The sequence below is a fragment of the Austwickia chelonae NBRC 105200 genome, from assembly GCF_000298175.1.
Taxonomy (GTDB): domain Bacteria; phylum Actinomycetota; class Actinomycetes; order Actinomycetales; family Dermatophilaceae; genus Austwickia; species Austwickia chelonae.
On sequence record NZ_BAGZ01000004.1, the window covers coordinates 19,436 to 33,334 of the forward strand.

13 protein-coding genes are annotated in these 13,899 nt (G+C 64.6%); 7 read left to right on the top strand and 6 right to left on the bottom strand.

The annotated features are described in order from the left end of the window. The first annotated feature begins 153 nt into the window (after positions 1 to 153). On the top strand, positions 154 to 2,205 hold the full coding sequence (locus AUCHE_RS02695; protein ID WP_006501728.1) for a neutral/alkaline non-lysosomal ceramidase N-terminal domain-containing protein: 2,052 nt from the start codon (positions 154 to 156) through the stop codon (positions 2,203 to 2,205). Positions 2,206 to 2,257: 52 nt separating this feature from the next. Beyond that, positions 2,258 to 2,458, top strand: a complete 201-nt coding sequence (locus AUCHE_RS02700; RefSeq protein ID WP_006501729.1) for a DUF4177 domain-containing protein — start codon at positions 2,258 to 2,260, stop codon at positions 2,456 to 2,458. Positions 2,459 to 2,552: 94 nt separating this feature from the next. Here the strand turns inward: AUCHE_RS02700 and AUCHE_RS02705 are convergent, their stop codons facing one another. Next, positions 2,553 to 3,014: an SRPBCC family protein gene (locus AUCHE_RS02705; RefSeq protein WP_006501730.1), complete on the bottom strand. Its 462-nt coding sequence runs from the start codon at positions 3,012 to 3,014 to the stop codon at positions 2,553 to 2,555. A 182-nt stretch (positions 3,015 to 3,196) separates the two neighbouring features. Continuing rightward, on the bottom strand, positions 3,197 to 3,673 hold the full coding sequence (locus AUCHE_RS02710; protein WP_006501731.1) for a cupin domain-containing protein: 477 nt from the start codon (positions 3,671 to 3,673) through the stop codon (positions 3,197 to 3,199). A 269-nt stretch (positions 3,674 to 3,942) separates the two neighbouring features. Between AUCHE_RS02710 and AUCHE_RS02715 the strand changes: the two genes are divergently transcribed. Genes AUCHE_RS02715 through AUCHE_RS02725 form a run of 3 tightly spaced genes read left to right on the top strand, consistent with a single transcriptional unit; the run spans position 3,943 to position 7,055 of the window. Next, the gene (locus AUCHE_RS02715) at positions 3,943 to 5,103 is read left to right on the top strand and encodes an ABC transporter substrate-binding protein (protein ID WP_006501732.1); all 1,161 of its coding nucleotides are present in this window, start codon (positions 3,943 to 3,945) and stop codon (positions 5,101 to 5,103) included. A gap of 6 nt (positions 5,104 to 5,109) precedes the next feature. Further along, positions 5,110 to 6,297 (top strand): FecCD family ABC transporter permease, encoded by a 1,188-nt coding sequence (locus AUCHE_RS02720; RefSeq protein ID WP_006501733.1) that lies wholly within the window; start codon positions 5,110 to 5,112, stop codon positions 6,295 to 6,297. Continuing rightward, positions 6,294 to 7,055 carry an ABC transporter ATP-binding protein gene (locus tag AUCHE_RS02725; protein WP_006501734.1) on the top strand — a complete coding sequence of 254 codons (762 nt, stop codon included), beginning with the start codon at positions 6,294 to 6,296 and terminating at the stop codon, positions 7,053 to 7,055. The genes AUCHE_RS02720 and AUCHE_RS02725 overlap by 4 nt, the downstream gene beginning before the upstream one ends. A gap of 78 nt (positions 7,056 to 7,133) precedes the next feature. Here the strand turns inward: AUCHE_RS02725 and AUCHE_RS02730 are convergent, their stop codons facing one another. The 3 genes from AUCHE_RS02730 to AUCHE_RS17675 all read right to left on the bottom strand — a co-directional run bounded on the left by AUCHE_RS02730 (position 7,134) and on the right by AUCHE_RS17675 (position 9,600). After that, positions 7,134 to 7,832, bottom strand: coding sequence for a hypothetical protein (locus AUCHE_RS02730; protein WP_006501735.1), 699 nt, complete (start codon positions 7,830 to 7,832; stop codon positions 7,134 to 7,136). Positions 7,833 to 7,981: 149 nt separating this feature from the next. Next, positions 7,982 to 8,404, bottom strand: coding sequence for a GNAT family N-acetyltransferase (locus tag AUCHE_RS02735; protein WP_006501736.1), 423 nt, complete (start codon positions 8,402 to 8,404; stop codon positions 7,982 to 7,984). Positions 8,405 to 9,468: 1,064 nt separating this feature from the next. Continuing rightward, complete coding sequence (locus AUCHE_RS17675; RefSeq protein WP_281242638.1) at positions 9,469 to 9,600, bottom strand: hypothetical protein; 132 nt, start codon at positions 9,598 to 9,600, stop codon at positions 9,469 to 9,471. 165 nt (positions 9,601 to 9,765) lie between these two features. Between AUCHE_RS17675 and AUCHE_RS02740 the strand changes: the two genes are divergently transcribed. Further along, positions 9,766 to 10,245, top strand: coding sequence for a glutathione peroxidase (locus AUCHE_RS02740; RefSeq protein WP_006501737.1), 480 nt, complete (start codon positions 9,766 to 9,768; stop codon positions 10,243 to 10,245). A 168-nt stretch (positions 10,246 to 10,413) separates the two neighbouring features. Here AUCHE_RS02740 and AUCHE_RS02745 read toward each other — a convergent pair whose 3' ends face one another. Continuing rightward, on the bottom strand, positions 10,414 to 11,367 hold the full coding sequence (locus AUCHE_RS02745) for a CPBP family intramembrane glutamic endopeptidase (RefSeq protein WP_162137215.1): 954 nt from the start codon (positions 11,365 to 11,367) through the stop codon (positions 10,414 to 10,416). Positions 11,368 to 11,606: 239 nt separating this feature from the next. On the opposite strand from AUCHE_RS02745, the gene AUCHE_RS02750 reads away from it, so the two are divergent. After that, positions 11,607 to 13,028 (top strand): MFS transporter, encoded by a 1,422-nt coding sequence (locus AUCHE_RS02750; RefSeq protein WP_245706847.1) that lies wholly within the window; start codon positions 11,607 to 11,609, stop codon positions 13,026 to 13,028. The last annotated feature ends 871 nt before the right edge of the window (positions 13,029 to 13,899 follow it).

The following is a 13,899-nucleotide window of genomic DNA, read 5'->3' on the forward strand; positions in this document are numbered from 1 at the left end:
GACCCGGGCGTCGGGGCAGCCAGGCTCGACGAGGAGCACGCCATGGCGTCTCAGGCCCGCCCCACGGACCATCAATACGAAAATTATTGCGGCAGAGGTGGATACGATCGAACAACATCGTCTGCCCGCAGACTCTCCCGACGGCGCGCAACCGTGGCCGTAGCCCTCGCCGCGGCCCTCATGTTCCCGCTGTCCGCCGCCTCCGCACCCGCCGGTGCGACACCCGCCCCGGAGACCACCACCAGCCGGAGCACCTTCCTGGTAGGCCGCGGACTGGCCGACATCACCGGCGAACCCGCAGAGAACGGGATGGCCGGTTACGGCGACGGCAAACAGCTGACCTCCGGGATCCACATGCGCCAACACGCCCGGGCCTTCGTCATCGCCGACCCTGCCAGTGGGAAACGGCTGCTGTACATCCTCGGCGACATCCTCACCGGGGAATCCAAGATGCGCCGAGAAGTCCTCGCCCGGCTCGCCGCCGTCTACGGCGACCGGTACGGAGAGACCAATGTGATGATCGGCGGCACCCACACCCACGCCACCCCCGGCGGCACCGGCGAGTACAGCCTGTACAACGTCACCACCATGGGCACCCACCGGGACACCTTCACCGCGCTCACCGACGGGATCCTCGCCGCGGTCGCCCGGGCCGAAGCCGACCTGGCCCCGACCAGCATCCACCAGAGCACCGCCACCCTCACCGACGCCTCAGCAAACCGCAGTCGACTCGCTCACGAACTGAATCCGCCCGCGGTGAAAGCAGAACTCCCCGGTGGAATCGACCCCCGGTCGGACACCCTCACCTTCGTCCGGGACGGCCGGACCGTCGGCGCGCTCAACTGGTTCGCCGTCCACTCCACCAGCCTCACCGCGCAGAACACGTTGATCTCCACGGACAACAAGGGTTACGCCCAATGGTTGTGGGAGCGGCGCACCGCCGGAGTGGACTACGAAGCCGTCGCCCAGGGCGCTTCCCCGGCGATGGTCGCCGGCTTCGCGATGAGCAACGGCGGTGACGCCACGGCGAACCTGAAGCTCACGCCGGGCAACGGCCCCACCGACGACCCCTTCGAGAACGTGAAGATCATCGGCGAGCGCCAGTTCCGGGCCGCGCACGACCCGGCTCAGAAGGAAAGACGCGCCGTGACCGGCAGCATCGACGCCCGCATCGTCTATCTCGACATGCAACATCAGGACGCGTCGTCGGCCCACACCCGTAGCGGCCGCGACGAACACACCTGCGAGGCGATCCTCGGGGCGTCCTTCGGCGCCGGCAGCACCGAGGACGGCAGCGGCGGCCCGTCCTTCCTCACCGAAGGCCCCGACGGCAACAGGCCCTTCGAGTCGCAGACGAACACCGCTTATGCCTTGGATCCCGCTTTGGCCCGCTGCCAAGCGCCGAAGAAGTTCCTCTTCCGGTCCGGGCTGATCGACGGCGTGCAGACTGTCCTGCCCGTGCAGATCTTCCGTATCGGCGACATCGTCCTGCTCGGCATGCCCGGCGAACCGACCGCTGCCGCGGGAGTCCGCCTGCGTCACGCCCTGGCCCGCGCAGCCAAGGTCACTCCTGACCGGGTGTTCCTGCAAGCTGTCACCAATGCGTACGGGCACTACTTCACCACCCCGGAGGAGTACACCCGACAGGATTACGAAGGGGGCGCGACAGTTTTCGGCCGGTGGACGGTGCCCGTCTTCGAGGGAGTGGTCACCCACTTGGCCAGTGCGCTGCGGAAAGGCACGCCGGTGACGGCCGGAGCCCCGCCCGCGCCTCAGGTCACCGTCGAAAGCACCGCCGGGAAGGTCCTCCACGACACCCCCATCACCGGGAATGCCTTCGGAGAGCAGCTGACCGGCCCGGGCCTCGAAGGACACCCCTCGCACCTCTCCCCCGGTTCGACCGTGCAGGTCGACTTCGTCGGCGCACACCCGAACAACAGCGTCCGGCAACGCACCAGCCTGATGCGGGTCGAACGACGAACCTCTGCCGGGTGGGAACGCGTCGCCGATGACAACGACCCCGACACCCGGTTCAGCTGGGCCCGGGTCGGTGTCTCCGCCTCGAAGGTCACCCTGCGCTGGGATATCCCGGCAGGCACGCCGTCCGGGGAGTACCGGTTCGTCTACACCGGTGAGGTGAAGGTCGTCGCGGACCGGGTCGAAGCGATCACCGGGGAGAGTCGGCCTTTCCGGGTGGGAACGTGAAAATGGTCCGGAGCTCTAGAGTCGTGCCCTACGGACGCCCCAGGAGGACACGATGTACGAGTACAAGGTGGTCGAGCTGCGCGAGGGCTTGATCGGCGGCAAGTTGAGCGGCGCGAAGCTGGAGCGGGTGTTGAATGATCACGCTCGGGAGGGTTGGCAGGTCAAAGCGATCACGTCGGGCGATGTGAAGGGCCGGATCGGGCCTGGCGGCGTGGAAGGGTTGCTGGTCACTTTCGAACGCCTTGCTCAGTGATATAGCAGGCCTTTCGAGGGGCCTCCGGCGGCCGGGGCGGGGGCGTCAGCCCTGGTGAAGGCCGACGGGTGCGCCCCGGCCGGGGCGTGGTGGTTCAGGCTTTCTCGGCTTCGGTTTTGAAGCGTTCCAGCGCTTGTTCGATGTAGTCGCCGAGTTGCTGGTCGAGGCGCAGCACAGCTGACAGGAATTTACTGAGCAGGGTCTTCGGTTTGCCGATGAAGGTCCAGGTCAGGTCGGTTCCGCCGTCGACAGGCGTGATGTCCAGGCGCAGGTCGTGGGTGGATCCGCTCGGCTGGGTCATGGCGAACAGCAGGTCGACTCGGCCGGGTTCGCTGGCGACGATCTCCATCCGCCCTTCACCTGCGGAGGAGTCACCGGCCCAGGTGTAGACGGCACCGACGCCGCTGGTCGCACCCGGGTAGGTGTGTTGCACTTCGGGATCGAGTTGTTCCCACGGGGTCCACGATTCCCAGTGGCGCAGGTCTTCCACGACCTGCTGCACCCGCTCCGGGGTGGCGTCGATGTGCACGGACCGGGTGATGGTGAAGTTCGCCATGGTCAGTGAGTCTACGAATCGGTTTCTGCGGCGAAAACGCAGGTCGGAGTAAGCGGGAGGAACACCGTGTGCTGCGCGGCCCGTTTGTCGGGCAAATCGGGGATCGCGGGTCGAACGACGAGGCGTATCGGCCGGACCGGGCGGGACTCGACCGACACGCCTCGCGGGGGGGGTGTTCCCGGTCAGGCGTGCCCGTCGGGTTTGCCGGTGCCGGGCTGGACGGTCCATGCCGGGGGCTCGTCGTTGCCGGAGTCTTCGTCGGCTTCTGAGTCGGCCTGGGTGGCGTGGATCTTGCCCTGCGCGTGGTGGACGGGTGCGTAGACGGCGTAGAGCCGCATGGGTTCGTCGCCGATGTTGGTGACGTTGTGCCACATGCCGGCGGGGACGAAGATGGCGTGCCCGTCTTCAACCTCACGTTCGAAGTCGAGCTGGTCTTCGGCGGGGCCCATCTGGACGCGGCCGCGGCCGCCGTCGAGGCGGAGGAACTGGTCGGTCTCGGGGTGCACTTCGAGGCCGATGTCTTCACCGACGGGGATCGACATGAGGGTCAGTTGGAGGTATTTCCCCGTCCAGGCGACCTGTCGGTAGTGGTCGTTCTCGAGGGTGGCGTTTTCCAGGTCGAAGACCTGGGGTGCGGGTCCGATGTCGGTGATGTCCACGACGACCTTCCTTCCGGGTGGCGGTCTGTTCATCCTTGCATCGACCACTGACAGGCGGCTGGGTTCTCGGTGGGGAATGACCGGTCTGCCCGGTCGAATCCGCCAATCGCTGCGATAGCGAATTACTTTGCCGTTCCTCTTTTTTCGTCGACTTTTCGGCAGATTTGCCGGGTGACCTGGGCGTCTTCCGGAAGGTCCCGGTCAGGCGAATCGCCCTTTAGGTTAGGCTTTCCTTGCTTTTGTGAACTTTCCAACAGGACAGGACTCCCGTGAAGCTCAAACCGGCCCTCGCGGTGGGACTCATCTCCACCTCATTCCTCCTCACCGCCTGTGACAATGCCACCGGAAACGGTTCCGCCGCCGGTAAAGGCACCGCTGTCACCGTCACCGACGCGGCCGGCCGCACGGTCACCTTCGACAAACAACCGCAACGCGTCATCTTCGGCGAACAACGCCAGGCCTACGCCAGCATGGTTCTCAACAAGGAGAACCCGATCGACAAGGTCGTCGCCTGGGGTGCCGACATGGAACGCGCCGCACCCGACATGTACCAGCGCCTCCTCAAGACGACGCCCAAGGCCGCCGAGGTGCCCAAGATCGGTGCCGTCCGCTCCAGCGACCTCTCCGTCGAAGCCCTCCTGGCCCACAAACCCGACGTCTACGTGATGACCCTGGACTCGATGCGCGCCGCCAAACAATCCGGCCTGCTCGACCAGTTCGACAAGGCCGGACTCAAGTACGTCGTCACCGACTTCCGCGTCGACCCGACGAAGAACACCGAGGTCACGATGCGCGCCCTCGGGAAGATCCTCGACCGCAACCAGCAGGCCGAAGACTTCCTCACCTACTACAAGAGCGCCGTCGAACCGATCATCAAGAAAGCCGAAGGCGCCACCAACAAGCCGACCACCCTGATGTGGCGGGCCCCCGGCCTGAAGCCCTGCTGCTCCACCTGGAAGGGCAGCAACTTCGGCCTCATGCTCACCCAGGTCGGCGGCACCAACCTGGCCGATGCGATCCTCACCGGTGAAGAAGGCGATGTCACCCCCGAGCAGATCATCGCCGACCAGCCCAAACTGGTCATCGCCACCGGCGGTGCCTGGGCGAAGCAGAAGATCGACGAGAAATCGAAGACCACCTTCGTCGACATCGGCTACGACACCCCCAAGGAGAAGGCGGTCGCCTCGTTGAAGGCCCTGCAGCAGCAGCCCGGCTTCGAGCACCTCAACGCATTCAAAGAGGGTGCCGTTCACGGCATCTACCACCAGTTCTACGACGCGCCGTACAACTTCGTCGCCTACCAGGCCTTCGCGAAGTGGCAGCAGCCCGAACTCTTCACCGACCTCGACCCGGAGAAGAACTGGCAGGAGTTCTCCGAGAAGTTCATGCCCTTCCCCGCCGAGGGAACCGTCATCGCGTCGGTGAACTGACCGGCGATGACGCACCGGTCCACGACGGCCGAGACCCAGGCGGCGGGAAACAGCGAGATGCTTCCCGCCGCCTGCGGTGACTCCGCCGCACCTACCGCCGCCCCTGACACCGCCACGCCTGACACCCCAGCAGCCGACGCCGGCGCCCAGGAACAACTCCGTATCGTCCGACGACGAGCCGTACGACGCTCGCTCACCCTGATCGCCCTGGCCGCCCTGGTCGTCCTGACCTTCCTCACCGGGATCGCGCTGGGCCCGCTCGGGTACACCCTGCTCGACGTCCTCCGCGCGATCGTCACCCCGGACGCCGTCGACGCCCAGACCAGCACCGTCGTCTGGAACCTACGACTCCCCCCGGCCCTGCTGGCCGTGCTGGTCGGCGCGGCGCTCTCCCTGGGCGGCCTGCAGATGCAGACCATCCTCGACAATCCCCTCGCCGAACCGTTCACCCTCGGGGTCTCCGCCGCTGCCGCCTTCGGCGCGGCCTTCGCCATCGTGGCCGGGCTGACCGTGCCCTTCCTGGAGGACCACACCCTGACCGTCTTCGCCGGGGTGATGGCATTGACCGCCGCCGCAGTGATCTCCGCCGTGTCGATGTGGCGGGGCGCCAGCACCGAGACCGTGGTCCTCTTCGGCATCGCGATGGTCTTCCTCTTCCAGGCGCTGTCGGCGCTCATGCAGTACAACGCCAGCACCGAGAGCCTGCAGCAGATCGTCTTCTGGAGCATGGGGTCGATGCAGCGGGCGACCTGGCCGGCGATCACCGTCGTCGGGGTGGCCTTGGCGCTCGCCGTGCCGGGTTTCGCGGCGAACGGGTGGAAGCTGACCGCGATGCGTTTCGGTGACGCCCGGGCTGCGGCCTTGGGTGTGGACGTCCGTCGGGTGCGGATCGTGTCGCTGCTGGCGGTGTCGCTGCTGGCGGCGGTGTCGGTGTCCTTCGTGGGGATCATCGGTTTCATCGGCCTGGTCGGTCCGCACGTGGCGCGGGTGCTCGTCGGGGAGGACCAGCGGTATCTGCTGCCGGCGTCGCTGTTGACCGGGTCGGCGCTGTTGTCGTCGGCGCATGCGCTCAGCCTGGTGATCGTGCCGGGTGTGGCGGTGCCGGTGGGCATTCTCACCGCGACGGTCGGGGTGCCGGTGTTCGTGCTGATCATCATGACTCGCCGCCGTAATTCCTTCGGAGGTGCCCGATGAGGCTGTCATTGCAGGATGTCCGGTTCTCCTACGGGCGCCGGGTCGCCTTGGCCGGGGTGTCCATGCCGGTCACGGGCGGGGTGGTCGGCGTGCTCGGACCGAACGGGTCGGGCAAGTCGACCTTGATGAAGTTGATCGCCGGGATCCACCACGGCGAGGGCCGGATCTCGGTGTGCGATGCCGATGGTGGCGAGTTGTCGGCACGGCGGCGCCGGGACGTCCTGGGTTATGTGCCACAGGATCCGCCGGGTGATGTGGCGTTGACGGTGCTCGAGTCGGTGTTGGTCGGTTTGCGGCGCAGGTCGTCCTGGCGGACCAGCGCGGAGGAGATCACGGCGGCTCATTCCTGTCTGGACGAGCTGGGCATCGCCCATCTGGCGAACCGTTATCTCAACGAACTGTCCGGTGGGCAGCGGCAGTTGGCGGGTATCGCGCAGATGACGGTACGTCGTCCGCAGGTGATGTTGCTGGACGAGCCGACGTCCGCGCTGGATCTGCACCACCAGATCAACGTGCTGGGTTATGTCCGGGCGCGGACCGCTGCCGTGGACGGGGTGTCCTTGGTGCCGATGCACGATCTGAACCTCGCGGCGCGGTTCTGCGACCAGCTGTTGATCATGCGGGACGGGACGAGTGTGGCCTTCGGTGCGCCGTCGGAGGTGTTGACCTCGGAGACGCTCTCCGCGACCTATCGGGTGGAGGCGAAGGTGCTCTCCGACGGGGGCGTGCCGGTGATCGCCCCGGTGGCGTCGAGTTGATCTTCGCCCGGGCCTGGGCGCGGTAGGGGGACGCCCAGGCCCGGGACGGATCGCCGGTTCCGCCGTGCGGGGGCCAGGTCAGCGGCGGGAGGCGTCGTAGGCGGCGAGTTGGCTCTTCAGCATGGTTTCCAGGTCGTCGTCCGGGCTCTGTCCGATGCCGGCGCCGAGCGAGCGGACGATGCCGGGCCCTGATCTGACCAGGTGGGCGGTGGAGTCGAGTCCTTTCGTGGAGCTGAGGTGCACTCCGGCGCTCTGGTCGCCGAGGTGGGGTACCGGCGTGGTCGTGACGGTCCATCGACGTCCGTCCTCGTCGGTCCATTCGGTGCAGCGGGTGAGGTTCTTGGTGATCTCGTCCCAGGCGGCTTTCGCGTGATGGTCGTCGACGTAATGGGACATCTGGATCTGCATCATGGTCAGCCCGAGACCGCCACTTTTCGCGAATCTCCTCCCGGTGGAGGCGCTTTCTTTGGTGGCGAGATTCTCCAGCCCGCACATGGTGTTGTCGACGGTGCCGGTGGTGGTGGCGGCAGGTGCCGGGCGCTGTGCGGTGCTCCATCCGGGTGGGAGGTCTTCGGCGTTCAGGAGGACGGCGTCGAGATCGTCGGCGGTGAGTGTTCGGGAGGCGACGGCGGGTGGGGTGGGCTCGGGTGTTGCCCCGACCACTGTCTGGCCGGCGCCGGGGTCTCCGCAGCTGCTGAGCACCGCCAGGAGGAGGGTGGGGACGGCAGCGGCGGGGAGGAGAGGTCGACGGGTGCCCATAGCCCGGATCTTGGTCACCTGCGTTGTGGGCTTCCTTGCCCCCGCAGGCATGTCGGCTTTTGTGACCGGAATGTGATGAAGGTGCTTGATGTCCTCGCATCAGGCTGTGGCTGTGGCTGTGGCTGTGGCTGTGGCTGTGAAAGCCTACGGCCGGGAAAAGTGCGGCCTCAGTTCCAGATGGCCATCCCCATGGAGAGGTCGCGGCGTTCGCTGAAACCGTGCCTGGCGTAGAGCGGGCGCCCGGGCGGGTCTGCCATGAGGGAGATGAACGCGCCGGGTGGCGCTTCTTCCCGGATGCGGGTGAGCAGCCAGGTGAGGATGGCGTCGCCGAGGCCGCGGCGCTGATGGTCTGGCAGGACGGCCATGTCGACGATGTGGAAGTACCAGCCGCCGTCGCCGATGACTCGTCCCATCGCGACGGCCGGCCCGTCGCCGTAGGCGGTGACATGGCAGGCCGCCCAGCTTCCAGGCAGTCCGGCTTCAGCCTGTGTGACGGTGCGGGGTGTCAGCCCGGAGTCGCGGCGCAGTTTCAAGTAGTCCTCGAGGTCGGGCGGGCCGGAGTGGAGGGTGTAACCGTCAGGGATCGGCATATCGCGATGCTGCCACGGATACAGGTACTTTTTGGTCGTTCTTCCACTCCGATGGCGGCGGGCCGGTCAAGACGAAGGCCGACCCGCCGACCGGTTTCAGGCTGCGCCCCAGCGAGCTCGCCCATCCTTGGGGGAAATCCTGCAGATCATGGCTCTTCCTTTGGCGCTCACTCCCATCGAACCTTCAGGGCTGCAGAAGGAACCGGAACGAACATGGTTTGCCGGGGCCGGAGCTGGAGCTGGCGCTGGCTCCACAGGAGCAGGTGGAGGAGGGGCTGGAGCTGGAGGAACAGGCGGAATTGGCGCTGGCACTGCAGGTACAGGTTCGGGCACCACTGGGGCGGGAGCTGGTGGCAGGACCTCTGTCGGAGCAGTGGGCGCTTCTGTTACAGAAGCACTTTCGGTGGGGCGAGAAGTGGTGGGCGATGCAGAAGGCGTTGTACTCGTGGAGATGGGCGGGGGCGCGGCGGGCTTGTTCTCTGATGGTTTCGGTTGCGGCTCGATCATCAGTCCACCGAGAACGAACAGGACCATCGCCCCCAGCGCCAAGGGCACGGAAAGTCTTCGATAGCGCCACTTGTGTGTCCACGGGACCCCTTTGAATATGAGCACCATGACAGCGAACGCGAATAAAGAAAGGGACTGGAGAATAAATAAAATACCTATGAGAGACATGTCCGATATATTACGACTCTCTCAATATTTCTCCGACCCCAAGGAGATCCATGTAGATAGCCCCAATAATCACTTATATTTGAAATGACCTAAATAGGACTTTTTTCCTAATCGAGAAATTGGTCGATCGTCAGACGCAGTCGGGTGGACATGCTGGCAGCTGGCGGGCTGGGGCACTCGGATTCGGCCCGTCAATGCCCGACCGGGACCGCGGCGAGGCCTGCCAGGTCACCACTCCGACGATGCGCGGACTAAAGATGCCCAACGCGGCCATTCCGAGCAGCTGTCACCGCATGCGAGCTGGAAGAGCGCCCGGCAGCACGATCGGGGCGATGAGACTTGTGCGCCCAGACGCCGAGGATCTATCCCATGAGCACGCGGAAGACGATTCAGCTCCCAGGAAGTCCAGCTTCGGCCTGTGTGACGGTGCGGGGTGTCAGCCCGGAGTCGCGGCGCAGTTTCAAGTAGTCCTCGAGGTCGGGCGGGCCGGAGTGGAGGGTGTAACCGTCAGGGATCGGCATATCGCAATGCTGCCACGGATCAACTGGCAGCTCAGCCCTTTTCGTGGGATAGACATGGCGGGAGCCGAGCAGCGCGTCGGGTCGAGCCCACCATGTTGGTTGTGCGCAACTTAATTGCACGCAATACTTAGCGTGTCCATCCCCTCGCACCGAAGGACAACCACCATGGCCTCCCTGCACGACTTCACCGCCACCACACTCACCGGAGACACCAAGAACCTGTCCGACTACGCCGGGCAGGTCGTCCTCGTCGTCAACACCGCCTCCCGGTGCGGCCTGACACCCCAACTCGAAGGCCTCCAGAAACTCCACGAGGAATACCACGACCGCGGCCTGGCCGTCCTGGGCTTCCCCTGCAACCAGTTCGCCGGCCAAGAACCGGGCGACGCCGACGAGATCGGTGAATTCTGCACCAAGAACTACGGAGTCGACTTCCCCATGTTCGACAAGATCGACGTCAACGGCGCCGACGCCCACCCTCTCTTCGTCTGGCTGCGCTCGCAGAAACGGGGCTTCCTCGCCGACGCCGTCAAATGGAATTTCACGAAATTCCTGGTCGGGCGGGACGGGCAGGTCATCAAGCGTTACGCCCCGACCACCACACCGGAGAGCCTGCGCGCCGACATCGAAGCAGCGCTCGCCTAGGTGGCATTCCCTGGCTGGACTGTCGCCGACATGACCGCTGTGAGCCTGTTCTGTTCACTGTCCGCCGGTTTTTACGCGGCTCGCAGTGCGCAGAACAGGCTCACAGCGGGGTGAACGTGCTGGCAGTCGGCAGGCCGGGGCGCTCGGGGTCGGTCCGCCGGCGCCCGGTCAGGGTCGGGTTGAGGTCTGCCAGCTGGTCACTCCGACGACGCGCGGGTAATAGATGACCAGCGCGGTCAGCGCGATGGTCAGGACGCTCTGGTAGATCACACCGGCTGCGGACACGTCGTCGGAGATCCCCCCGGCGCCGAAGCAGATCGGCAGCAGCGCGGTCATATTGCTGACGGCGTGCATCACCATCGGGATCTCCAGTCCGCCGGTGACCCAGGCCAGGATGCCCATGCAGATCGAGAAGATGCCCAGCGCGACCATTCCGAGCCAGTTGTAGCCGTGCGCGAGCAGGAAGAACACCACCGGCAGCACGATCGGGCCGATGGGGCTGCGCATCCAGGCGCCGAGGATCTGCCCCATGAGCCCGCGGAAGACGATCTCTTCGGCCGAGGCCTGCAACGGGATGAGGATGATGACGAGCACCATGCCGATCAGGGCGGTGCCGGACACGCTGTAGGTGTGGTCGAAGAAGAACAGGGGGATGACGGTGGACACCAGGTAGATCGGGAGGATCAGCTGGGTCGTCTTCCACAGCAGCTGTCGGCGGATCGTCCCTTCGACGGAGAACAGGTGCCCGACCTCGCGTCGACCGCCGAAGCGCACGGCCCACACCGCGGCCGGGATGAGGATGATCAATGACAGCGTGATCAGAGCGAAGTCGATCGGTTTCAGCGGGCTGACGCTGGACTGGGTGATCAACCGCTCCAGGAAATGGGTGTGTTCCGGCGCGATGGCTTTGAAGCCCATGGCCAGGGGAACCAGCGCCAACACCAGCAGCACGTACAGCGCACCGCAGACGGCGGCTTCCACTAGGGGGCGCCACCAGCGATGACGCGGTGATCTCGCGGCCAGTCGGAAGTAGTCGGTGCCCCAGCTACCGATCTGCCCTGCGCGAGATTCTGCACTCCCGGTGGGGTCAGCAGGGTGGTGACGCAGGTCCGACGCGGGCATGAAGGTGCCTTTCCGCTCTGAAGGGGACGTTGTGGGCGACGGCCGGTCGGCATGCTGCCCGGCCTGGCCCCGCCGGAGCCAGGTTCCCATCTGATCCAGGAAAGATGCTGCATCGGAGCTGGATAACCGAAGAGAGGTGACAGTCGGTCGCTGGAGGCGAGGAGCGTCCTCGAGACGGTCTGCGGGGCGGCGGGCGTTCGGTGAGGGATCAGCTCGGTGGTCCCGTCCGCGGTGGGGAAATGTTCGAGGTCGACATGAAAGTCCCGATTGTGGTGGCGCTCTGCCGTTATCTCTGGAGATATGTTGGCAAGCAATGTTCTGCGATATTTCCGACGGCGGGAGCATTCGAGATGGTTCTTGGAAAACGCCGAATATTGCGGTCTCGTGCCAGCTTGGGGCGTCCTTTTTCGACTCATCTGTCTGTGGTGGGCCTCGCCAACCTGGCGGATGGGGTGCTGCAAGCTGGCTTGCCGCTCCTGGCGATCACGCTGACCCAGTCGCCGATCCATCTCGGGCTTCTCGCGGCCTCTGTTTGGCTCCCGTGGCTGATCTTGGGTTTGATAGCAGGAACGATGCTCGACCGGTGGGATCGTCGCAAGACGATGCTGGTCGCACTTTCGCTTCGGGCTGTACTTCTAGGGGTCGGTGCGCTCCTCATGCACGGCGACCGGATGACGATCCAGCTCCTGCTGGTCATCGCGCTTCTCTACGGCGTGACGGAAGTTTTCACAGATATTTCGGCGGGGGCGCAGGTTCCTGCGCTCGTGGGAAAAGCACCCAAGAAGGTACGACTGGCGAGTTCGAGACTCCTCGCGGTGGAGCAGATCGTCAACGGATTTGTCGGAAAACCGGTGTCTGGTCTCTTGGTCGCGGCCGCTGCCACCTGGGTATTCGCAGGACCAGCTGCGTCTGTTGTCCTCGCGGTTTTTCTTCTGGCGGTGTTCTTGCGCGGGCCATTTTCTCCGTCTCCAGATGCCCTACCGGCCGACCGTAGTTCTCTTTTCGCCGAGCTCTCGCAAGGTCTTGACGTGATGTGGAAACATCCCGTCCTCCGCCCCACCGTCCTGGCCTGCGCGCTCTGGAATCTCGCATCATCTGCCTTTGGGGCGGTGATCGTCCTCTGGATGGTCGGGGCGTCATCTGTGGGGCAATTGACCGAGCCTCAATGGGGTCTGGTCCTTGTTGCCCTGTCAGCAGGGGCCGTTGCCGGGAGCTGGGCGACCCGGCTCTTCGTCGAACGCTGGTCTGAAATTCGAGTGCTGGCCGTGGCATGGACCGGCAATGCCTTGATTCACTTCACGCCAGTGTTTTCTCAAGAGTTTGTCACGTTCACGATGTTCTTCCTCCTGGTCGGCTTCTTCGGCGCCATCGGCAATGTCATCTCGGGCTCGTTCCGCGCTCGCATGATTCCCACTTCTCTCCTAGGAAGAGTGGGCGGCGCTTCCCGGACGATCGGGTATGGGTCGCTGCCACTTGGCGCGCTTACCGGCGGATATCTGGGAGATGCCTTCGGGATCTCAGCAGTGCTTGCAGGGGTCCCTATCGTCATGCTTGCCGCCACCCTCGTGATCAGCGCCGCTATCTCGCAATCCTTAATCGAAGAATGCGAATCCAGCAAACCGTGCGACACACCCACTACCCAACAAAAAGAGGCTGTTTGATCACGGCAGTACGCTCTCGGGGCTTGGGTGTCATAATCCATATATAGATCCAGGCTGGATGTCCTTAGCGTTGTAAGTCTCGTAGTAACCATCGTTCTGACAGCCGTCTGGCGACTGGGCAAAATTTGGAAGGATGACACGGGCCACGTCTTACGTGGGATCGAAATCGCCGTGCACCAGGTTGCCGAAGCCGTAGCTGAACGGCGCTAAGTAGCGATCGAGTCAGACACCACACCCGAGACCCAACCCGCAGAAGAGCTGCCGACCAAGAGCAACGCAGGAGCGGAACAAGCCGAAGATCAGTTACCTGGTAAACCGATAGCACAAACGTACCCTCCGGATATCTTAGGATATGTTGAGGAGCTGAGATCACGAAAAATTCCCCTTAATCTAGACGCTCTCAGCTGGTCGAAGAAGACCAAATGTGGAACCAGTGAGAGGCTCGGGAATCTTGAGTGGTTCGTTAGCGACAGCGGAGTCAAGCGATATTTCAGCCACCGTGGTAAGGGCGTGGTGGTACGGGAAGCAATTCCCAGGAGATACCTGGATGCTTGGTGCGCCGAAACGGACTTACACCCGTGTGAGATTGAACTCGACTACAAGCTGGATCCGGAAGCTGAAACCACGCTTGGTACATCCGCACCTACGGAGGCAGAACTTGGCAGATTACCGCAGGCGGAAAAGGAAAGGAAACTTTGACCATACGTGAAGAGCTGGGCTGACCTCAAGAGTCCAGTCGGCGGTGCGTGCAGAGGCCGAGACACGATGTACCGGAGGCCAGAGCGCAGGATCCTGTTGTCTACCCCCGACCAGAGAGCTGCCAACCCACCACCGGCACCCTCTGCCCCGGGGCAGTAGCCGTAGTAATCGC